This is a genomic window from Roseimaritima multifibrata (assembly GCF_007741495.1).
GTDB classification, from domain to species: domain Bacteria; phylum Planctomycetota; class Planctomycetia; order Pirellulales; family Pirellulaceae; genus Roseimaritima; species Roseimaritima multifibrata.
On sequence record NZ_CP036262.1, the window covers coordinates 3,622,053 to 3,644,519 of the forward strand.

Annotated in this window: 16 protein-coding genes and 1 other RNA gene; 7 read left to right on the plus strand and 10 right to left on the minus strand. The window is 54.0% G+C overall.

Annotation, left to right across the window (positions count from 1 at the left end; genetic code table 11):
- Positions 1 to 78: 78 nt before the first annotated feature.
- The 4 genes from FF011L_RS26305 to FF011L_RS13130 form a co-directional block, all read right to left on the minus strand.
- A complete protein-coding gene (locus tag FF011L_RS26305; protein ID WP_218932597.1) occupies positions 79 to 4,185 on the minus strand; it encodes a coiled-coil domain-containing protein in 4,107 nt (1,368 codons plus the stop codon).
- A gap of 67 nt (positions 4,186 to 4,252) precedes the next feature.
- Positions 4,253 to 6,376, minus strand: coding sequence for a BatA domain-containing protein (locus FF011L_RS13120; protein WP_145352095.1), 2,124 nt, complete (start codon positions 6,374 to 6,376; stop codon positions 4,253 to 4,255).
- On the minus strand, positions 6,373 to 7,371 hold the full coding sequence (locus FF011L_RS13125) for a DUF58 domain-containing protein (RefSeq protein WP_246109389.1): 999 nt from the start codon (positions 7,369 to 7,371) through the stop codon (positions 6,373 to 6,375). The genes FF011L_RS13120 and FF011L_RS13125 overlap by 4 nt, the downstream gene beginning before the upstream one ends.
- Before the next feature lie 76 nt (positions 7,372 to 7,447).
- Positions 7,448 to 8,476, minus strand: a complete 1,029-nt coding sequence (locus FF011L_RS13130; RefSeq protein ID WP_391560875.1) for an AAA family ATPase — start codon at positions 8,474 to 8,476, stop codon at positions 7,448 to 7,450.
- 221 nt (positions 8,477 to 8,697) lie between these two features.
- Between FF011L_RS13130 and FF011L_RS13135 the strand changes: the two genes are divergently transcribed.
- From FF011L_RS13135 to FF011L_RS13155, 5 genes are all read left to right on the plus strand, one after another.
- Positions 8,698 to 9,828 (plus strand): ThuA domain-containing protein, encoded by a 1,131-nt coding sequence (locus tag FF011L_RS13135; RefSeq protein ID WP_246109390.1) that lies wholly within the window; start codon positions 8,698 to 8,700, stop codon positions 9,826 to 9,828.
- Entirely contained in the window at positions 9,828 to 10,940 is a 1,113-nt protein-coding gene (locus FF011L_RS13140) for a formylglycine-generating enzyme family protein (protein ID WP_246109391.1), read from the plus strand. The genes FF011L_RS13135 and FF011L_RS13140 overlap by 1 nt, the downstream gene beginning before the upstream one ends.
- Positions 10,941 to 11,090: 150 nt before the next feature.
- A complete protein-coding gene (locus tag FF011L_RS13145) occupies positions 11,091 to 11,387 on the plus strand; it encodes an Imm8 family immunity protein (RefSeq protein ID WP_218932598.1) in 297 nt (98 codons plus the stop codon).
- Between the two features lie 786 nt (positions 11,388 to 12,173).
- A complete protein-coding gene (locus tag FF011L_RS13150) occupies positions 12,174 to 13,346 on the plus strand; it encodes a right-handed parallel beta-helix repeat-containing protein (RefSeq protein ID WP_145352097.1) in 1,173 nt (390 codons plus the stop codon).
- A 428-nt stretch (positions 13,347 to 13,774) separates the two neighbouring features.
- Positions 13,775 to 14,305, plus strand: coding sequence for a thioredoxin family protein (locus FF011L_RS13155; RefSeq protein ID WP_145352098.1), 531 nt, complete (start codon positions 13,775 to 13,777; stop codon positions 14,303 to 14,305).
- A 269-nt stretch (positions 14,306 to 14,574) separates the two neighbouring features.
- Here FF011L_RS13155 and FF011L_RS13160 read toward each other — a convergent pair whose 3' ends face one another.
- Positions 14,575 to 15,858, minus strand: a complete 1,284-nt coding sequence (locus FF011L_RS13160) for a serine hydrolase domain-containing protein (RefSeq protein WP_145352099.1) — start codon at positions 15,856 to 15,858, stop codon at positions 14,575 to 14,577.
- Positions 15,859 to 15,883: 25 nt separating this feature from the next.
- The gene (locus FF011L_RS13165) at positions 15,884 to 16,318 is read right to left on the minus strand and encodes a hypothetical protein (RefSeq protein ID WP_145352100.1); all 435 of its coding nucleotides are present in this window, start codon (positions 16,316 to 16,318) and stop codon (positions 15,884 to 15,886) included.
- Positions 16,319 to 16,471: 153 nt separating this feature from the next.
- On the opposite strand from FF011L_RS13165, the gene FF011L_RS13170 reads away from it, so the two are divergent.
- The gene (locus tag FF011L_RS13170; RefSeq protein WP_145352101.1) at positions 16,472 to 17,263 is read left to right on the plus strand and encodes an FHA domain-containing protein; all 792 of its coding nucleotides are present in this window, start codon (positions 16,472 to 16,474) and stop codon (positions 17,261 to 17,263) included.
- A 69-nt stretch (positions 17,264 to 17,332) separates the two neighbouring features.
- Here the strand turns inward: FF011L_RS13170 and FF011L_RS13175 are convergent, their stop codons facing one another.
- Both FF011L_RS13175 and FF011L_RS13180 read right to left on the minus strand, forming a co-directional pair.
- Entirely contained in the window at positions 17,333 to 18,580 is a 1,248-nt protein-coding gene (locus tag FF011L_RS13175; RefSeq protein WP_246109916.1) for a glycosyltransferase, read from the minus strand.
- Positions 18,581 to 18,582: 2 nt separating this feature from the next.
- Positions 18,583 to 19,452 (minus strand): polysaccharide deacetylase family protein, encoded by an 870-nt coding sequence (locus FF011L_RS13180; protein ID WP_145352102.1) that lies wholly within the window; start codon positions 19,450 to 19,452, stop codon positions 18,583 to 18,585.
- 311 nt (positions 19,453 to 19,763) lie between these two features.
- On the opposite strand from FF011L_RS13180, the gene hemQ reads away from it, so the two are divergent.
- The gene (hemQ, locus tag FF011L_RS13185; RefSeq protein ID WP_218932599.1) at positions 19,764 to 20,606 is read left to right on the plus strand and encodes a hydrogen peroxide-dependent heme synthase; all 843 of its coding nucleotides are present in this window, start codon (positions 19,764 to 19,766) and stop codon (positions 20,604 to 20,606) included.
- Between the two features lie 106 nt (positions 20,607 to 20,712).
- Here the strand turns inward: hemQ and rnpB are convergent.
- Positions 20,713 to 21,131, minus strand: an RNA gene (gene rnpB / locus FF011L_RS13190) — RNase P RNA component class A.
- Positions 21,132 to 21,180: 49 nt separating this feature from the next.
- Positions 21,181 to 22,167 carry an alpha/beta hydrolase gene (locus FF011L_RS13195; protein ID WP_145352103.1) on the minus strand — a complete coding sequence of 329 codons (987 nt, stop codon included), beginning with the start codon at positions 22,165 to 22,167 and terminating at the stop codon, positions 21,181 to 21,183.
- Between the last annotated feature and the right edge of the window lie 300 nt (positions 22,168 to 22,467).

Here is a 22,467-nt window from a genome sequence, read left to right on the forward strand (position 1 = left end):
GAAAAACGAAGGTAACCAGAATCATCGCTGCGACGGGCCAAGCCCACTCAGGGCTTGCGAATTGTAACGCTGTGTCACTCACTGGCCGCTCCCGATTCGTTCGTAATATTCGCGAACAGCCCGATCAAAACCTTCGGGTACCGGGTCGCGATCGACGGGGACCAATGCGTTTTTCTCAGCACTACGCCGCAACAGTTCCTCGGAGACCCGCATTCGCAGGCGTTCCAGCGGTTCCGCAATCATCTCGTTGACCAAGGGCCACTGCGGCTGCGCAGAACCCCGGTTCAGTCCTTTTCGGATCTCACGTGCACGCTCGCGAATTCGCGTTGCTTCGGAACGGAGTGCCGGATCGTCAACCAATTCTTCGACGTCGCGCAGACGGTCGGTCCATTCCGTAAAACCTTGACCGGTCAAAGGAGACGCGAGCCCCCGTGATCGATTGGAGCCGCTTTGGCCATTTCCCACGCCGTCTAGTAATTGTCCTGGTTGTTGGCCTGGTTGCTGTCCTGGTTGCTGTCCTGGTTGCTGTCCTGGTTGCTGTCCTGGTTGCTGTCCTGGTTGCTGTCCTGGTTGCTGTCCTGGTTGCTGTCCTGGTTGCTGTCCTGGTTGCTGTCCTGGTTGCTGTCCTGGTTGCTGTCCTGGTTGCTGTCCTGGTTGCTGTCCTGGTTGCTGTCCTGGTTGCTGTCCTGGTTGCTGTCCTGGTTGCTGTCCTGGTTGTTGTCCTGGTTGTTGTCCTGGTTGTTGTCCTGGTTGTTGTCCCGGTTGTTGTCCCGGTTGTTGTCCCGGTTGTTGTCCCGGTTGTTGTCCCGGTTGTTGTCCTGGTTGTTGTCCTGGTTGTTGTCCCGGTTGTTGTCCCGGTTGTTGTCCTGGTTGTTGTCCTGGTTGTTGTCCTGGTTGTTGTCCTGGTTGTTGTCCTGGTTGTTGTCCTGGTTGTTGTCCTGGTTGTTGTCCTGGTTGTTGTCCTGGTTGTTGTCCTGGTTGTTGTCCTGGTTGTTGTCCTGGTTGTTGTCCTGGTTGTTGTCCTGGTTGTTGTCCTGGTTGTTGTCCTGGTTGTTGTCCTGGTTGTTGTCCTGGTTGTTGACCCGGTTGTTGACCCGGTTGTTGACCCGGTTGTTGACCCGGTTGTTGACCCGGTTGTTGACCCGGTTGTTGACCCGGTTGTTGACCCGGTTGTTGACCCGGTTGTTGACCCGGTTGTTGGCCTGGTTGTTGGCCTGGTTGCTCGCCGGTTGCGTCCGCAATTTCCTGATTGAGAGCTTCGCTCAGTCCGTCTAGTTCTCTCATGGCTCGCTTCAGTCCTTCCGTGCCATCGCCGATGACCGACTCAGCCGCTTCTTCGATTTCACCTTGCAGCTTTTCAATCGACTCACGTGCGATCTGTTCAAATTCTTTAGCTTGAGCGTCCAATCCTCGTTCTAGAAGTTCGCCCGACATTTCGATACGTTGCCGAACCTGTTCTTGTTGAACGCGTCGCTGTGAATCGAACAGTTGTTCTGCGAGAAACGGCTCGGATTCTTCGGCATTGCGAACGGTATCGGTCATCCGTTCCAGCAGGTTACCCAGTCGGTCACTTTGTTCTTGGAACGCCTCCGAGTTCTTGGATTCAGGTTTGGGAGTTCGAAGCCCTGCGGTTTCTTCGACCTCTTCCTGAACCGCATCAAGCGACTCCGCAAGTTCTTCCTGATGCTTTAGAAGATCGACCGCTTCTTGCTGCATATCTTTCAATGCCGATTCAAATTGGTTTGCAGACTGACGCCGGATCTCCTCGCTCAGGTCTTTCAATTCCTCAGCCGCTCGAGTTCCCGCGGCCAGGGCCGTTGAAGGGCTGTTCGATGCAAGGCTTTCCGCCGCGTCCTGCAGGTTTTGGCGAGCGTCTTCAAGTTGTTGCTGAGCCTCATCCAGCGGTTTGCCGTTGGACTGTGCTTGCTCAATTCGCTGCGCCAATTCGTCGCTGTCTCGCAACATTTCCTGTTGTTGCTCGCGAAGCCGTTTGAGTTGACGTTCGACCTCTTGTTTGGCGGCTTCATCTTCGGCCGCGAGCAGCGCCGTCTGCAGTTGTTGGATCTGCTTGTTCAGATCCTCTTGTCTTTGAGCGAGGTCTTTCAAGCGGTTAAGGATTTGCCGGGAATCTCTTGCTTCGGTTTCTTCTTGTGATTCGGCTTGGCTTTGTTGCTGGTAACGATTTTCGTCGTTCTTCAATTCCAGTTCGTCCAACTGCTTCTGTAATTGTTGCCGCGAGGCGCTAGAGCTGCTGGAGCTGGAACTGGATGAGGATTTCGACCGAGTCACTTGGAATTCGCGAGCTCGCAATTTCAGCAGAGCCTGGTAGGCCGCTTGTTCCGTCGAGAGAGCGGTAGGAAGGGAATCGATGCGGGGGGCAGCCGATTCTTGGATGTTCGTCGAAGCTTTGGTCATCCATTCCATTGCAGCGGCGGCGTACTGGATCGATTGATCGTCCTCAAGTTCGTTCTGTAATTCCACCAGCATGGCAATCGCATCGGTTTGCCCCTTTAAAATCAAGGCAATGTCCGCGTCGTATTCGTCCGTCGGCGTCTCTTTCGTTTCCCTGCGGATCAACGTCCACGTGGCATTGATAATCTGTTTCTGCAATTCGGCTAGTTTTTCAGCTTCGGCCGCTTGCTCACTAGGCGGTTGGGGTTCACTGGGCTGTCCTTCAGGCGGAGATTCCCCTTCGCGGAAGATTTCCTCGAAAGGGCGGACCTCTGCAAAAAACATGTCGCTTTGAACGCGTCGAGGCTCGCCATCTGGGCCGGTATCCTCCGCCCAAAAGTGATAAACAAGCAACATGTCTGGTTCAACCTTCAGGTTTTCAAATTCGATCAAATCTTGAAAGCTGCGTTTCTCGTCCTTCTTAATGGTGGTTCCGAGGACCTTTTCGCTTGGTTCGGTTCCGGGAACAATGTAGCTAAGCCCGATTTTAAGCACCCCATAATCGTCGCGGACATTCGCTTCGATAGGCAATTCTTCCAGCGGCGAAACACGCACATCGCGAGCATTCACCAGCGTCAAATCGGGCGGGCGGTTAGGAGTGACTTGGACAACAAAGGGAGGAGGGAATTTGTTGCCGCGTTGCTCCGAATCAAGTAGATGCAGTTTCCACTTCTGCGATTTGTCTAGGACCATTTGGACGCTGTATAGCAGCGGATCTGAATCGTCAGCGACCAGTTCAATCGCGTCCCCCTCTTCGGGCCTGAGCGTTGCGGATTCAATCGGCTTGTTAAGACGAAATTGCCAAAGCAACTCGGTTCCTTCGACGGCGGTGATGCGGCGCGTGTCCGAGATCGATTTTTGTTCTAGTTCGGTATAGTCGGGGAAGTTCAGGACCGCGTCGGCTTGAACCAAGGCAGGGTAGTCGAAGACATCGACGTGGTACTTGTCGCTTTTACCCAGCTCACATTCCACGTAATAGTCAAACGGGGCGGAGACCATCGACACCGAAGCGGCCCAAAGTGGATCATCGAGAGAGCGTTGCATCGTGATGCGGTCTTCGACACCTTCGGCGTTCATCAATAAATGGGTTTCCCCAGGCAAGACAAGTTCATCGAATCTTGCCGAGATCACAATTCCTGTCCCGCGTTCGATCGAAACACTTCCGGGCTGAACCTCAAATTGCTCTGCGGCCATGTTCACGTCGGAAGAGGCGGATCGGTTAGCAAGTGCGTTGGTTTTCGGATTGTCATTCAGGAGCGAAAAGACAAAGAACAACAAGGCGATGGCAGGGATATTCAGTAGGACTCGGCCCCAGAGGCGAGTCCCGGGAATGGTTTCGGCCCACGGATGGCTTTTGGCGTGACTTAGCGTTTGTTCGGTCACCTGTTTGCGAAGAAAACCGGGAGCGTTCTGTGATTCTGGTGTGACGGCGGTCAACAGGCGTTGATTCAGAAGCGGGTAACGGGATTCAATCTTTTCGGCCAACGCTTGCCAGTTGAATGGACGCCTGAGGACGGCAAGTGAATAGATAAAGGCGATCACCGCGGTGACTGCGAAGAGAACCGATCCAGGTGAATAGCCTGCCGGACGCCAGGAGATCGATTGGCCCACCGCAAGAACGATCCTCCCCACAAATGCGGCAAGTAACCAGATGCAAGCCCAGCCAGTCCACAACCGGACCGACCGTTGACGGCGGCCGACGCTGCGAAGTTGATGAATCAGTCTTGCGTCCATTGGATCATTCCCTTGAAGGGCGTGTGAAATTCAGCTTCATGGTTCGAACCGTCTCTTCTAAGCAAAACTACGAAATTCGACGTCCTGCCCAAATGCTCTCGACCATCAGCAGACCAAGAGCCGTCAGCACCAGCCATCTCCACCACTGTTGGTTTTCTTCCAGTTCGACATCCCGCATCTGGCGTTCCTTGTCCCGTTGCTTATCCTCCGTCCAGTCTTTGTCGACCATGCTGATACCAAAAGCTTCAAGCTGGTCGGATGAAACCGGTTCGGTTTGGCTTTCTTGCGGAGCGATGTTGACGGCCAGCGATACTTCCGAATCGCCCTCTTCCACGGTGAAAAGCCCAGGCTGAAGAAAACGGTTGGCTGGAGATTCCTTGGAGGCGTCAGGATTGGAGTCCGGACGCGCGTCACCGACGGACCAGCGTTTCTGTTGTTGCTGTTCCCCAGCGGTCGAATCGATGATGCGAGAGAGCAGGGGGACAAATTTTGTTGACATTGCCAGTTGGCTTTGCTCCGGTTGCCAACCAGTCGTTAACACAAACACCTTGCCTTCACCAATCGATTTCGTCAGCAACGCTTCGTCGCCATCGTCGTAGCGAATCAGAGTTTGCCAGTCGGAATCTGACGGGGGGACCACTTTACGGTGAGCCCAGACGCGAATTTTGCTGAAATCACTAAAACGAGGGTCTGCGAAAATCGTCAGCAGCGGATGACGGAAATCGATGTCGACTAGCAAAGCAAAATCATCGATATCTGCTTCTTCAATGCTCCATGCTTGCGGCACGTCCGGGCCGGACGGATCTTCCGCTTGAGCCGTGAACTGTGTCAGGAATTTTGCAGGGGAAAGCAGACTTGGGTTGGTAGTTTCCTCGTTTTCGCTTGAAGCGTCCGTTGGATGAGGAAGAACGACCAGGACCGTTCCACCAACGCTGACATATTTGACCAGGGGCTGAAGTAGTGTTGGATGCACTGGGGGCGCCACAACCACTAGCGACTGTCGGCTGGGAAGGAGTTCGGTGATCGATCCCGGTAGTGGCTCGTTTGCCGGAAATTGCAAGTATTGAACGGTCTGTTGCGGAGAATCAAAACTGGCACGTTCCAGATAGTAGGTCAGGCTCTCTCGTGGATCCGTTTCGTTTGCCGTGAAAGCGAGAACTTGTTTTTCGGCGGGTTTGACCGGAGCGACGTAGATTCGATTGTCATAGTCGTGTTTGTCACCATCTAGTTCTAAGCCGACGGCTCCAGGGCCTTCGACGGGGGCCCGGACGACGCGTACTTCGCCTGGCGGAACATTGACAAAAATCGGTTCTGTGCCGGAGACTCGTTCGCCAGCTTGGTCAACCCAGCCAACCGAAAACTCCGTAACCTTTGAATGAGCCACGTTGGTGACTCGCAACCTTTGTTTTTGAGGGACGCTGTTATCCGGTTGATCAGCAGGGGAGGGAAGCGAGTCCAATAGGGTGACCGCAGCATTGCTGGGATCGTCAGGGAGAACGGTGGCAATCTTCAATCGCACATCCGGAGGCCATTGAAACGTTTGTAGCCCCTCCCATCCGTTTCCTTTTTGCATATCGCTAACCAAGAGGATCTCTTTGCGAACCGACGATTCATCCGTTTGTTTCAACGCGTTCAGGTGGTCGGCTGCCGTCTCTAACGCCAGCGACAAATTGCCTGCCAGCCAAGTCGGTTCGAGAGATTCGATTGCGTTGAGAATCGCTTCCGGCTGTGATTTCTCTTCTTGAAGGTTGGAAGCGACCAATTCGACGACGGTTATCGGCGTCTGATCGAAGGTCATCAGGCCAACTTGGTCTCCCGGTCGCAAGTCGATAACAGCCGAGCGGACTTGTTCAACCGCTTTTTCCCAGACGCCCGTTTGGTGCATGCTGGCACTGGTGTCCACAAGAATCCAGCGTTGGACGCCTGGTGGCTGCCAACTGGTGGCGGCGGACGAACGCAAAAAAGGACGAGCGAAGGCCGACGCGATGAGCAGGATGGCAAGCATCCGCATCAACAACAGCAACCAGTTTTCGATTCGGCTGCGGCGAGAAAGACGCGGCAGGTCGGTGCGGAGGAACATTAAGGAACTGAACGATTGCACTTCCTTTGGTTTTTGCCGAATCAAATGAAAAAGGATTGGCAAACCGACCGCAAGTCCAGCAAGCAGATAGAGGGGAGTAAGTAGGCTCATCCAGCGGCTCCGCCACTTGAGGGTGTCGAGCCGGTGTTACGGTTCCGAATCACTTTTCGCCCCCGTCGCGACTGAGCGTTGACTAAATCAAAGAGGGCAGTATCGATTGGCGAATCGGTGGGCAACCGATAGAAGTCGATTCCCAAATCGTTGCAAATGCCTTTCAATTCGGTTTCGTGTTTCTCGAATTGCCGTCCGTATTCGGCAGCTGCGGTTTGTGGATTCACGACAATCTCTTGATTGGTTTCCATGTCCTTAATTAACGCGGCCGGCTGAAGTTTCAGTTCGATTTCCGCGGGGTCGAGAACTCGCAAAAGGATCACTTCATGTCCTCGGCTACGCAGATACCCAAGCCTCGTTCGGAGCGACTCAAGCGGGGTAAGCAGGTCGCTGATCAGCACAATCATCCCTCGCTTACGAATGGTCGCCGCGATCCGCTCTAATGGAATGTTCAGGTCGGTTCCCTCGCCCGCCTCGGCACGCTCTAAGCAGACCATCAATTGACGCAAGTGGCCGTGGCGATGGCGGGCGGGCAGATAATCCGCGATCTCTTGATCAAACGTAAGCAACCCGACACTATCGCGGCTGAGTGTCAAGAAATAGGCAAGCGTGGCGGCGACCGTTTTGGCGTATTCCGATTTGCTATACCCGATCGCATCAAACGCCATTGAACGACTTTGGTCAACGACGAAATAACAGCGGCGACTGGTTTCGTCTTCGAACCGTTTGACGAAGTAGCGATCGGAGCGGGCGTACAGTTTCCAGTCCAGCTTTCGGAGGTCTTCGCCCGTTGTGTAAGGACTGTATTCACTGAATTCCGCGGAAAACCCGTGGAAGGGACTTCGATGCATCCCGTTGAAGTAGCCTTCGACGACCGTTTTTGCTCGCAGGTGAAGGTTCTTGATCCGCATCAATGTCGCAGGATCGACACCGCCAGCAGGTCGGCGGGCCGGCGTGGAGTCTGGGTTCGCGTTTCGCTGTGAGGTGACAGACAAAATCAGTTCCAACCAGATAGGAAGAAATACGATGCGAGTGGTGAAGGTCTCCGGTCAAATTTGCCATCGATCGGAATCATGGCATGTCGCGTGGTACCGTTTCCAAAAGGCGAGAGATCACATCTTCGACCGAAATCCCTTCGGCTTCGGCTTTATAGCTGATCAGAACGCGATGCCGCAGCGTCGGGGCCGCCAAAGCGACAATGTCGTCAAAGGATACGTGTACGCGGCCCGCCAAGAGTGCGCGAGCCTTGCCACCCAGGACAAGCGTTTGCGCGGCTCGCAATCCTGCTCCCCAGCTGACCATTTCGTTGACGAAGTCAGGCGTCCCTTCGCGGTTCGGTCGGCTGGCCGCGACAAGCCGGACCGCATAGTCTGCGACCTGTTCTGAAATCGGGACCCGGCGGACGACGGCGTGAAAACGCTGCACATCATCGCCGCTGAACAATGCCTTGATCGGTTCCGGTTTGTCCGCAGTCGTTTGCATTACCACGGCACGTTCCTGTTCGCGTGGCAAATAATCAATCAAGATGTTGAACAGAAACCGGTCCAATTGAGCTTCGGGAAGCGGATAGGTTCCCTCCATTTCGATCGGGTTTTGAGTCGCAAGAACAAAAAAGGGTTCTTCCAGCGGGTACCGATGGCCGGCGACCGTGATTTGGTGCTCTTGCATCGCTTCCAACAGGGCCGCCTGTGTCTTGGGAGGCGTTCGATTGATTTCATCGGCCAGCACCACATTGGCGAAGATGGGGCCCTTCACGAATTTCATCACGCGATGGCCCCCCTCTTCCTGCTCGAGGATTTCGGTTCCGGTGATGTCGGCGGGCATCAGGTCAGGGGTGAACTGAATGCGTTGGAAATTCAAATGAAAGACCTGGGCCACCGAACTAACAAGCAGCGTTTTTGCTAACCCTGGAGCTCCCGTGATCAAACAGTGTCCGCCCGCCATCAGGCTGATCAGCAGCTGCTCGATCACTTCCTCTTGTCCAACAATCACCTTGGACAGTTCGGCTCGAATCTGTTTGCGGCTCTCACGTATTTGCTGGACGGTTTGTTGTTCTTCGGCTTCGGACAATCCCGGCGACTTATTGCTGTCAGTGCTCAAGCGAATTCCTCGAGAGAATCTAAGGCGAGTGATGCGGCCAGTCGTATCTTAACAGTATCCAAGGGGCCCGTGCCAAACGAATTCCAGCTCAGCCGAGAGGAAATTGCTTAAGGGACAAAATCGATGGAAAGAATGCGGGGCAATGAGTAAACTGTGGGCTCTACGGTCCGTGGACCGTAGAGCCACCGTTGCTGAAATCAGATCCTTTTGGAAGTCACTTGATGTCCTGCTTACCTGTTCGCGCTAAACCTTGCTGTCAGCCGCACCGTTTTCGGTTATCGTCGATGCGGTTTTTCCTTGCTGCCTTTCTCATGATGGGAGCCGTGACCGCAAACGCTGGCGACTACCTGACCTTTGCCCCCGCGGACGGTGTGACGCCTACCAAACGAGTGGTGCTTGTTGCTGGCGATGAAGAATACCGGACGGAAGAGACGATGCCGATGTTGGGCAAACTGCTGAGCCAAAAACATGGGTTCCACTGCACGGTTTTGTTCGCCTTAGGGCCGGACGATGCCACCTACATCGATCCGAATAACCAGCAGGGACTGCGAGGATTGGAAGCTCTCGACGACGCTGATCTGCTGATCATCGGGACCCGCTTTCGCATTCCATCCGCTGACCAAGCTGCTCACCTCACCAAATTCCTGAACGATGGAAAACCGGTTATCGGAATTCGTACGGCAACGCATGCCTTCAATGGCAATGGCAGCTTTGGCGAGGGCCTGCCCTACGGACAGTTTGGACGAAAAATTTTGGGCGAGCAGTGGGTCAATCATCACGGTAAACACAAGCATCAAGGGGCGCTTAGCGTTGTCGAACCTGGAGCCGAGGACCATGCGATCCTTCAAGGTGTCGGACAAATCTTTGCACCTTCGGATGTCTATGGCGTTATCCATCTGACGGACCAGGATGAGATCTTGCTTCGCGGTGCTGTTACCGAGTCCTTAGACCCAGAATCGACGCCGATTGAAGGAGAAAAGAACGACCCGATGCAACCGTTGGCCTGGTTGCATACGTATGTTGCGCCCGATGGCGTTCAAATGGGACAGTCTTTCTGCACGACCGCAGGTGCATCGGTTGATTTTGTTGACGAAGACCTACGCCGTTTGATTGTTAATGCCGCCTACTTTTTAACCGGCCAAGAAGTTCCAGCAAAAGCAGACGTGCAGTACGTCGATCCCTTTTACCCCAGTTTCTATGGCTTCATCAGAACGCCTGACTACTGGAAGAACCTAAATCTAAAACCATCCGACTTTGGACTGGGGAAATCCCCGTCCCAAGCGGATCCAGAAGGGTCGCCCGAATGGACTCATCGCCCAACCCCTCCATCCCAAAAAGAAGCTGCCAAGTAATGCGATTCATCACTTCCCTAAACGCTCGTTCCTGCTCAACGCTTTCGATGGCGGCATGCCTGATCGCTGTGATGCTTACATCTGCCAACCCCGCGACGCTGTCCGCAGAAGACGCCGCAGCTAAGTTGGCGCCGGTGCCGAATCCAGATGCCGAGGCGGATTCACCTGAAAAAATGAAACCGTATACGGAACTCCTTGAACATACCGAGGAGAGCATCGAATTGGTGCCGATTCCTGGAGGCACGTTTACGATGGGAAGCCCTGAGGAGGAAGCGGATCGCAATGACGACGAAGGGCCTCAGCATCAAGTCAAAATAGATCCGTTCTGGATGGGCAAGTATGAAATCACTTGGGACCAATACGACGTCTGGACCGAGCAGATGGACCAATTGCGTCGCAAGATGATGGCGAAAAAGGCAGGCGAACGGGACCTACTGGTCGATGGGGTATCGCGGCCGACCGAACCATACACCGACATGAGCTTCGGCCGTGGGAAAGGGCGACACCCTGCGATTTGCATGACGCAACATTCAGCCAGGGTGTTTTGTAAGTGGCTGACCGCCAAAACCGGACGCTACTATCGGCTGCCGACCGAGGCGGAGTGGGAATACGCCTGTCGCGCAGGAACCAAAACCGCCTACTCCTTCGGCGATGACGTCAGCGACCTTGGGGAGTACGCCTGGTTTTTCGACAACACCGAGGACAAGTATGAAAAAGTAGGTCAGAAGAAGCCCAATCCATGGGGGCTGTACGACATGCATGGGAACGTTGCCGAGTGGGTATTAGATCAATACGTTCCCGACAACTATGCCGCTGCGGGTACCGGAGTGATCAGCAACCCGCTGCAAATTCCCACCGAACTGTACCCGCGCGTGGTTCGTGGTGGCAGCTGGGATGACGATGCCGAGATCTTGAGAAGTGCCGCACGCGTCTACTCCGACCCGGACTGGAAGCAACAAGACCCTCAGCTTCCGCGAAGCATCTGGTATCACACCGATGCACTCGGAGTCGGGTTCCGCGTCGTCCGGCCATTTGAGGAACCAACCGAAGCCGAGAAAGAACAGAAATGGGAGAAGACCGCGCCCGAGCAACTCGATCCAGAAGAAGGCTGAGTTCGTAAACATCGTCATGGCGTGAATAAGCACAGCTGATGGTCGCCCCGTCTGTCGTAAATGATCAGTCTGCCGCGAGAACTTGATTACCGAAACGGTCTCATGCTACACGCCATCGTCAGGTCCGTTTATCCGCACGATTTCGCTTCGGTGGATGACTTCATCTCCTTTGTCCCTCCGGATGTTACAGTCCACTATGGATGGATCGTGCTTGTAATAGGCACCGACGAAACCGATCCAGAGTATTTTCAATGCCTTGTTTCGACTCCGCTTGCGCTGGAGGAAGCACTTTGTAGAAGCAAGGATTGCCTGGTCCATATCGTCGAACGTTATGAACCGGCGAATATTTTGAGCACCTTGATTGCTAGGGTGGAGAATTCAAAGGGAAATACCTGGATCGAAATTGTCGATCAATTGCGCACCTTCATGCGTTGGGAACGCGGATAGACAATTGCGACATCACACTTTGTCCGACGGATTCACTTGGTTCCTCTATTGGAAGTTCCCCCCGAACGACTTTTTCCGCTGAGGCGAAATCTGCAACGTGAACTAAATACGTGATGGTTCAGTCCTTCTCTTTCGTTTCTCTTAAACGTTTTTGAACGGATCTTTGGTCACCTAGCGGAAATGCTTTTTGCCTGCGTGCGAGAGAATCTGTAAATCTGTCGCCCGCCCGGCTGGATGCTTTTTTTCCTGAGCCTTTTTAAATTCTTGTACGGCCCTGAGTTTCGTAAGGTTGTGGAAACGGCTCCGTCGGCATGTTACCTGGCGGACAGGGGAAACTACCAAACCGTTTGTTGTGAGGGTCTGGCGAACAGTATTGCTTGAGTTGTTGAAATGCCTGCTAGAGCTTGTGATCAAAACGATTCAGGCTGATTCCCAGCACAGCGTTCTGCTGTGGACTCCGAAACATGCGAATGCCCCTGGCGCATGTCTGATTGGATACGTGCGCATTGGATGCCCAATAGGGGTATCATGCGATTGGGACGTGCGATAGATAAGTTGCGAGTAAGGTAGCAGGGATCCGAGATCCTAAGTTGCTGTGTAGCGGCTTGTTGATTTAATCATCAAGCGAGGGACAGGAAGAGCAGGGCGCTATCCCTCGTTGACGCAGCGGGTTGGGCGTTTGGTCTCTTTCCACTCCACTCCACTGCAATCCGCGAGGAAAGCGCCAACCTATCAATCGCACATCCCGATTCTCGCCAATCTTCGATCGAGACGCAGGGTTCAAATATGAAATTGATTGCAACCAGCTTGTTCCTGTTTGTTGTTTTGACGATTCCCGGGACCGCGGGCGAGTACAACATCACAGACTTCGGCGCGACAGCGGGAGACGAGAGCGATGATACGCAGGCTATGGAGAACGCTCTTGCCGCTTGCGGCGATGCGGGAGGCGGGACCGTGTTTGTTCCGGCGGGGACATTCCTTCTGTCGCGGCGCAATAATGAATCGCCCATTCTTGAAATTCCTCCCAATACAACGCTTCGAGGTGAGGGAGCCGCGTCGATTCTTAAGTTCGCAGCCGAAGTCAATGAGAGCAACTATTGGCGGATGATCGGTGCGCCGGTCGACGCTGGAACAACCAACGTCATGATTCGTGACCTGCACCTAGACGGTTCCAATACACACGCCGCCTACGTCAAGGGCGAGACACCCGAGCACAATGCTGGCCTGTGGTTCTACAACAAAGATCATGTGATCGAAAACGTGACCGTCGTTAATGTGTTTGCTGAAAACTTTTCCGGTGACTGCATGGCATTTTCGTATAACTGCCGAAGCATCACCGTGCGTGACTGTACGCTGCGGAATTTCATCCGCCAGGGAATTCAAATGGGAGGAGGTCCCGGGTCCCGCGATTATTTGGTGACTGGCTGCCGAGACCTGGAACACTCGGTAAAACCGGGCGGTTCCACTATCCACGTCGAACACGCTCGAGGATTGAAAAACGTAATCATCGAAAATAACCAGTGCCGCAAATCGATCCTCGCGGGTGGAGTCGATGGCATGATCATTCGAGGCAATACGGTCGAGGGACGGATCGTCGGTAACGGCAACTCCAATCTGTTGATCAGTGACAACATCGTTTCCGCAGGAGAGCAATCCGGATCGGTCGTTCAGTTTGGCTATACCAAAGGCCTAACCGTTCGTGGGAATACGATACTGGGAACGGAGAACAATCCGACGGGACTTTATGTTTGGGGAAATTCGCGTTACAACGACCAGCCCGGCGAAGACGTCCTCATCAGCGGCAACCAAATCAGCGCCGCCGACCATGCAATTTCGCTCAACGGAGCCGAAAACGTCCGGATCCGTGGCAACTTGTTGAAAGCCTCACAACCGTTGCTTCAGCGGCGCGCCGAAAACGTGATTTCCGACGTGGTTCCTCCAACACCAGATACCCAGTAAGGTCCGCGTGATTGACAACCGCGCAGTGGTGCCACCAACGACTCACTGCTTGTGAATCGGCGGCGATTTCATGTGTCGTATTCGGCCCGCCAATGTCGCAGATCTTTGCGAATGTTTGTGGTTGGGATTTCCGGTTGGGATTGCCGGCAACAAATTGACAATCGACTGGTTGCGTCGAATTTTGGAACCAGGCGTAGAACAGCGGTGATCGCCAGTGTAAGCCGCAGGATGGAAGAGCGTCTGTGTCTGCTCGGTTGTGGCTACCGCCCATCAAACCGTTGCATTCCTGTTAAATTTTGACTAGTTTGCGAAATTCGCGCCTCGAAGTCCTCGAATGGCGGCCCTTAATAGATGGGATGTCAGGGATTTTGTTGCCAGCGTCGGCTGGCTGGTCTGGCCATCCGATTCTTCCTTCACGAAGGTGTTCGATGAGTTCAAGCAATGTGTTAGGGAACTCAAATTCCCAGCCGCAACCACCTTCGGATCCTGCCCCGGCCAGCGGTCGCGGCATCCTTCATCGTCTGTGGCAAGCGTTTTGGCTCACATTTCTTGTGGTATCGCTAGCTTATGCTTGGTATTGCTTTTACGTCCCCTCCAACAGCGTCGTCTGGGCCGAGAACTACGCTGCGGCGCAGCAACAGGCGGTCCAATCTGACAAACCCATTATTCTCTTCTTCACAGGGGATTGGTGCGTTCCTTGCCGGATAATGAAACGGAACGTTTGGGCAGACGACGAGGTCGCGGCTACGGTGAATGCCAAGTTCGTCCCCGTAATGTTAGACGTAAATGATCCCGGTGCCGTTGACGCGTTAAAACGATACAGCGTCGGCAGTACGCCGAAGACGGTCGTTGCGGATAAGGACGGCAATGTTCTGCGGCAGAGAGATGGAGGGATAACCAAATCCGAATTCCTCGACCTACTTCATCTCGAAAATGGCTCGGGCACCGAAGGCCTATGACGCAAGTGATGATTTGTGTTGACGCAGCAAGTCACTGCATGGGACTAGAGCTGTTTTCCGATTCGATCTGCATGTTCGAAGACTGTTTCTGTTGTCGATGAAGCCGTTCGCTCACGACTCCCTTTTTTGTAACTGGAGTTTGCATGAGCCTACAGTAGACGTTGCCGGCCGCGATATTGTTATGCGTCACAGCGAAAGCGAAATTGTTTGGGTAGGCACCCCGTGTTCTGCGGCTACGCTCGAACCTTGTGGTGATCGAAGCGGTTGATCTAGAGAAAAGCTTCAAACGGCGAGGGCGACGGCCAGTCGGTGACTTGATCGACAAAGCGGTGCATCGGGCCATCGATCTGCCCGACAAGGCTTTTGCCATCCTGATTGCTCCGTTGGCTGAACAGGATTGCCCAAGCAAAACCATCGTGCCGCATCACCCACAGTGAATTGGTTCCATTCAATGCACCATTGTGCCAGACGTTGTATTTGCCCGTACCGACGGGGCGTACGGAGACTCCACACCCGTAGTAACTTGAGGCGGTTGGCTTTGTGAAGTCAGGGCGTTTTCGCAGCGTTTGTTGAGACGAATCCTGTAGCAACGGCTGGGCAGTGAACCCTTGAATCGCGGTTGCAAAGCGAACTAGGTCAACGGCCGTCGCCAGCCATCCACCGTGGGCTGCCATCGGTTCCAAATGAAAACGGCCGTAGGGGCCAGGAACCATTGGTCGCGACGCCTCCAAGACCGACGGGAATCGTTTATCGTTGTCAGGGACGTAGGAAACTTCGTCCGTGTGAGCAAGATTCTTGGCGGTTTTTCCGAGCTGCATCCGCTGAACGCCAAGCGGATCCAAAACGGCCGACTGCACTTGACCTTGGTAACTCTTTCGACTGACGACCTGAATCATCTCGCCTAGCAACGTATAGCCAAAATTGGAGTAGGCGTGGCGAGTCCCGGGACCAAAGTCCAACGGTTGGTCTGCCATGAATCGAATAATATCAGACTGATAAACCGGCAACGGAACGTCAAGCGTTTCCGCAATCTGAGTGTCATGGAACATCGGATCGAAACGACTGCTCCGATCGAAACCTCCCGAATGTTGTAATAGGTGCAGGACCGTAATTTTTTCGAACCGAGGATCCTTAGGTTGCAGAGGCAAATACTTGACGATCGGATCCTTTAGCGAAACGATGCCCTGTTCCACCAGTTGCAGGACTGCGACCGCGGTCAGCGGTTTCGAAATACTCGCAATGCGAAATAAGTGGTGAGGCTGAACCACTTTTTGTGCCTGCCGATCGGTCCACCCGTAACCTCTGGCGTGAACCAATTGTCCGCGTCGTGCTACTGCCACAGAGGCCCCGTGGACTTGATTCTTCAGCATCCAAGGAAGGATTGCATTGTCTAAATCCGCAGCGCCCAACCCCGCTTCCGAACGTTCTTGCGTCCCCCGCTTAGCCGGGGTCGCGGATAGCGACCGCATTGAGCCCAGGGCCAGACCTCCCATGATTGCTGCGTGTGCCGACCGTCGAGGGAAGCGAATGCTGCTGGGAGTCTTGCTGTTCATGGCATTGCCGGATGAGGACGCTAGGCTAATAAGGCGAGGGTTGCCTTAAAAAGTCGTTAATTGTTTCGATCTTTTTGGGCTCTTCTGGCGGCGTGAACCAACGCTCGAAGAATCCAGGCGAATCGGCATCTTCCTCTGATTTTACAGCTGTTGAGGTGCTAGGGAACAAATTCATTGGATTCATTACCGCTGTCGTCTTTTGCCAGCCTCGACCAACGCTTTGGGAAATCTGATTGGCCGTCGACTTTTGAGCCGGTTTTGCCGTCTTTTTCTTGCTCGGTTTATCCGTGGAACTCCAGGTTGGCAGTTTCCAATTAGAAGGCGAAAGGGAGGCAACCCATTTCTCTGCAGGGCTTGCGTCCCCGATTTGCGGAGGCGCACCGACAGCCACAGGAGTCGGGATTAACAGATGGATCGCAACCAGTAATCCTAAGATCGCGTTTATCGTCCGTACGTTCATTGAATCAACCCTCCGGGAAACCTTAATTTCTGGACTTTGGTGTACGGAAAACGGGCACCGGGCGTCAATAGAGATCGATGCTTGCTACAATGAAGTAACGCTTCAATCTTTGCGGTGGAGCTCTTTTTATTGCCTGTCTGAATTTGAAGTTGTATGGCGGATCAACAATGGCTAATCGGGTCGGGTGAGTCCTGCGACTTGCTGGTCGACGAACCGAAGGTTTCCGCTGCGCATTGCCGCCTGAGCCGCAGTGGCAACTTCTACTCCCTAGAAGATCTGGGAAGCACGAACGGAACTTTTGTTGATGGGAAACGTATTCGAGAGCGGCAAACGGTTCAGCCATCGAATCAAATCACGTTGGGAACCTCTTGTCCGATGCCCTGGCCGGACAGCCTAGGAGCCAAGCAGATTGTCCTTATCGGACGGGCACCGGAGAGCGATTTCCGAATCACTCAGCCCAGGATTTCCAACCTGCACGCCCGATTTCTTGTCGGATATCAAGAAACGTGGGTCTTGGAAGATCTACATAGCACGAACGGGATCGCTATCAAGCTTCGGGGCGTTCGGCACCGGGTGAACCGCGCGGTCTCCGTTCAACCCGATCAATCCGTATGGATCGGTAATGAGCAGGTCGCCGTCGAAGACTTGATCGCTGTGGCGGCTGAGAAACCTGAACGCCCGCTACCCGTTTCGATAAAGCCGGCACCGGTTGTCGATTCGTTGGCGTCGGACAAGCGTAAGAAAGTAGCGGAAGCGATGTTGGCCATCGAAGCAGGGCGAACCGAGTCGCAAGGGAATCGGGGAGTCCAGTACCTGTTATGGTTCGGCGCGGGGATGCTGCTGGCGATCTTGTTATATGTCCTTCTGGTCGTCTACGAAGACGAGATTAAATCAAAAATCCGTCTCCAGCCACGAAGTTCTTTTCGTGCCGGGATGCTTGGCTGAGTTGCCAGGTACCGGGACCCAACGCGTTAACAGGTCGTCATAGGTCTGGTTTCCCAGTGCCGGACCAAGCTAAGAAATCGGATGCTGTTTGCGCAGTGGGGCGGCAACCAACTGGTTGGCGTCAGCCTTCACGACGGCTGTGTTATCGCTGTAGATTTTTTCGACCAGATTCTGATAACCGTCCGTCATCGCTTGCAGCGATCCGGAACGGAGGACTAGCTTTCTTCCGGCGGCTCCCATTTGTTTCCGCTGGTCGGGGTCGGCGAGTAAATCGGACACGTACTTTGCTGCCACTTGAACGTCAGCGTTCTGCACCAAGTATCCTGTTTCACCATGTACCACTGACTCGGCGATCGATCCGACATCGTTGCTGACGACCGGTGTTTCGCATGCGAGGGCTTCAAGAATCGAAACAGGGCTCGCTTCGTTGTGAGATGTCAGTAGAAACACATCCAGTGATGCGACGATTTGTGGCGTGTCATGCCGGGTCCCTAGCAGGTGAACCCGATCTTGAATCTGCAGTTCCGCCATCTCCGTTTCGATGTCGGGACGCATCGGACCGTCTCCGACAATGATGAAGTGTGCATTCGGCGTGGTTTCCAAAACCTGTTTGGCAACCTTCAGGAACATCCCATGGTTCTTTTCGGAACGGAGGGCAGCGACAATTCCGACCAACGGCGTGTCGGCTGCTAGTCCCAGTTCTTTGCGAATATTGGATTGGTCTACCGAGCCTTCGGCGGTTGCACGACGGGAGAAGCGATCGGTATCGATTCCGTTGCGGACAACATGGACGCGGTCGGCAGGGAAACGCTCGTGGGATCGCATGAAATCCCCGTGACTGTCGGCAACGGCGATGAAGCCGTCGGTCAATGGCGTCAACATCCGATTCAGCCTACCGACACCATCGGGCCAGCCGGTTGAATGGAGGGCGCTTGCAATCACAGGAACGCCTGCAAACCAAGCCGCCAAACGGCCCCAGAACATTTTGTCGCCGGCCCCGACGGTGATCACCGCGTCGGCTTCGCGTTCTTTGAATAGTTTTCCTAAGCGACGAACGATGCCCAGATCCCATTTACTGTGCAGCAGGTTCGCATGCAGGGGGACGCGATGTGAAATCTGTTGCCCCAGCGGTCCTGGTTCTTTGAGGCAAACAACCTCTCCAACCATCCGTTTTGCATCCAGCCGATCCAGCAGGTTGACAAGCAATGTTTCGGCTCCACCAACTGGCATGCTGGTGATAACAAACAGAACTTTTAGCGGACGATCGACATTGTTCCGTTTGGAGGATCGAAACCAAAATGGAATCCGGCGTAGCATGATCACCTGGAGATTGCCTGAGGAGTGGATTTAGTCGATGACAAATGGTACGGAACGTAGGGTTCGATACGGACTTTACGAGAGTCAAAATCGAGCCAGTTTTGTAAGCGGCTGAAATCGGGGTCTGCGTGAAAACGGCGAATATGGAAGGAGTTGCGACCAGGGAAGTTGTACGCACCATAAGCGCTACAGAATCCCTCCAGGCCGGTCTCTTGGATGACGTCGATCGCCGATTGCGTGATCTGCTGTGGCAATCCGTAGGGGAACGCAAAATAGCGAACCCGCCGACCGATCATATCTTCCAGTTCAGCGTTTGCGTCTTTGATCTCGCGATTCAAAATATTGGTATCAAAGACGTTCGCTAAATCGATGTGAGTTCGTGTATGCAAGCCAATTTCGATCCCACCATCCGCCGCAGCACGCAGTTCTTCGGCTGAATTGATCGGCAACGGGATCCCTCGAGCAATATCATGGGAGAAGGGTTCTCCCGATATTACATGCCCAGTGGTGACAAAATAGGTGCAAGGGATCTTTCGCTGCATCAGTAATGGCAAAGCGAAACGACAGTTTTCGGCATAGCCATCATCAAAGGTAATGGCGACAGCAGGCTGTGTGGAATTTCCTTCTCGAACACGACGCTGCAATTCATCCAAGCCGATCAATTCGAATCGGCTTTGCATGTAATCGATTTGGCGTTCAAATTCGCGGCAGGAAATCGTCCACGGGTTCGGATATTCGTCAGCAACGCGATGATAGAAGACCGAATAGATCGGGGCTTGCCCTTCACGCATCAACTTTTCCATCGCGCGCCGGCGGAGTGGTCGAGTTGCGATTCGTCGCAGCGACAGCAACGTGGAGCGGAGGGATATCATGGGAGACCACTGGCGTAAATGTATGGGGCACTCAAGATGTAGAACGCAGCAACCCGTAGGCAAGGCGAACCAGACCTAGTTATTTGGTTAGCCTTCGCATTGCGGGCGGCCTTGACGGAACTAACGATTACAAGGGCACGTGTAGGTCGGGTAGCCCGGCTGGCATCCCCTCAGAGAGGAGGGGCTCGATGGATCCGGCTGCCATCCGCTAAACTAGGAAGGACTGTCTCCCTTCCCAGAGCGGTGCCACGAAGTCATCCTCGGCTTGCGGTGGCCCGTTTTACGATACTTTCTCCATACCGAGACCCATCATGTCGACTCGCCCGTCACATGCACCCTTGCCGGACCCTTCCATCATCCCTTCGCAAGGTTGGCACTGTTCCCATTTTTGCTACCGTTTCAATCGAGCTGCCCTGAGTGCTTTAACGCCCGACCAACTTGCCAAGGGAAAAGAAGCCTTCATCGCCGCTTTGCAAGGTGATTCCGATACCGCACCGCAGCGGCTTCAGGGCTATATCACCAGCGGCCACCGCGCCGACTGCATCGTGATGTCGATGGATCCCAATCCTTTGACATTGGATTCGGTTCATCAACAAATCATGGGAAGCCCACTGGGCGTTGCGATCGACCCAACCTGGTCGTTTGTGTCGATGAGCGAAATCAGCGAATACGTTCCCAGCTTGGAGACCTATGGTGAGCGTCTTCTTCGTGAGGGGGAAGAAGCGGGATCGCCAGCGTTCGAAGCGAAGATGAACGCGTATGGCAAACGCTTGCCGATGATGAACCAACAGCGGCTTTCCCCTGACTTTCCCGACTGGCCTTCCGCCTGTTTCTACCCGATGAACAAGAGCCGAGTCGTGGGGGCAAACTGGTTCACCGAGCCATTTTCGCGGCGCAACGCGCTGATGGCCGAACACGCGCGAAGTGGGATCGCCTTTGCCGGACGGGTAAGCCAGTTGATTACCGTTGGCGTGGGACTGGATGACTGGGAATGGATGGTCACGCTGTGGGGCCGAAACCCAGAATACCTGCGCGAAATCGTCTACAAGATGCGGTTCGATGAAGCGAGTGCAAAATACGCCGAATTTGGCCCCTTCTACGTCGGCTACAAAGCGACTCCGGGCGAGATTCTAAAGCATTGCCAATTGGGCTAATTCGCCCCTTCATTCGTTATTGTCGCCCGTCCTCCGCGAAAGCTGCTTGAAGAAGGCGTTCTTTCGCGGAGCGAAAGGCGACACTGCCGTAGCTGCAAAAAGAAATTGAGCGAGTGGGTTTGTAAGCCGGGTTCTGTCCCATTCAAAAACTGCGTGCAGCGTTTGATTGGTGACGATCATTTATCTGGGACGACGATTGCTCGCCGCCTCTAGCGACCTACCCGAAAGTCAAGCGAGGCGAACCGACTCGCCGCCGGCATTCACCGACGTTCCTTTCTGTTTGGTCTAGCTCCGGGTGGGGTTTACCAAGCCGCTGAAGTCGCCTCCAACGCTGGTGCGCTCTTACCGCACCGTTTCACCCTTACCACGCACATGGCGAACCATGCCGTTTGGCGGTTTGCTTTCTGCTGCACTAGCCCTAGCCTCACAGCCGGTCGGGGTTACCGACCACCCTGTCCTATGGAGCCCGGACTTTCCTCCCGCGCGATGAAAATTCACCGATCAGGCGACCGTCCCGCCCACTCGCTCAAGCTGCTGAATCTAGCATGCTACCGTCAGGTCGTACAGGCAACCGTTACTCGCTGCGGTTAATCCAGCGGAACTTAAGAATGTTCGTGAGGACCTGACTATTGATGAAATTGACAATTTCCGTGGTCACTGCCGGATCGTTTTGAATGAGGTTTGCCCCCGAAAGGCTGGCGTTGGCCAGGAACATTTTGTTGGCTTCCTCATCGGTCATGCGAGCCTTTTTGCGCATTTTTTCCAAACGATCATGGACGGTGTTGGCTGCGCCCATTTCCGGCGAACCTTTTCCTGCGATGATCAAGGTAGGCAGACGCCAGACGAATCGATCGCGGAACGTTTTGTCCAGTCGGACCCCTTTATGCAGTTCTTCTGGAGAAACGTAAATCATCGCGCGAACATCTTGCCCCTGTTTCTTGCTGCCAAGGCTGGGGAAATTCCAATCGGCGATCGCCCACTCCGCCGCCAACGCCGCCCCTTCTTTGACTCCGATCAGAGTCAAGGCATTTAGGTTTAATTCACCCGCATCGTTTTTCTCTTTCAAAAATCCTTTGCAAGATTCGAGGTCTCGACTGAGCATCAGAGCAACATCGGCTTGGCCCATTTTAGAAAGATCAAATTCTTCTTCGCCGCCACTGAGTGTGGTGTACTTATTGCTCGCTCCATGCCCGCGAAGTTCGGGAATCAGGACCGCACAGCCAGCTTTTTTAAGCGCCAAACCTAACCGCAAATAGGGACTGGCTTGGCCGCCCCATTCGTGAACGATCAGAACCGGAACGGCATCCTTTTCTTTATCCGAAGGGAAATAGGCAGCGCGCAGACGAACTCCATCTTTGGTTTCGATCGCGACGATCTGGAATGGGCGTTCTTCCTTCTCACCAGGCCGTTTTTTAGGTGCCTGAGCAAAGCAAGCGGTCGTGGTTGCCATGACCAATACCCAGGTCCAAAATCCGATCCATAGGCGACTGGAGCCGCTTACTAAATCCATTCGCTCTTTCACCAAGGCTATAGAAGTTTGGCTTGAGTGAATATTGGGCATCGTAATCCTCAATAGATGGGCGCCTTCTAAAATTACTTGCAGAATGGCGGAGGGGAGAAGAGTTTCGCTATCCCCCTATGCTAAACGCCAGCGTCCAAGGGGTCAAACATTCTGCATCAATCAGGTGGTTTCCACGATAAATGGAAAATTTGCCGCGTGCAGGGCTGTGCGTCTTTGAGTGTCGCCTTTCGGTCCGCGATAGAACGCCCTTTGGGAGCTGCTTTCGCGGAGAGAAAGGCTACAAAAACCGTCACCTAAAAACTTCACGTCCCCTGCGAAAGTAGTGTTAATGGAGCGTTC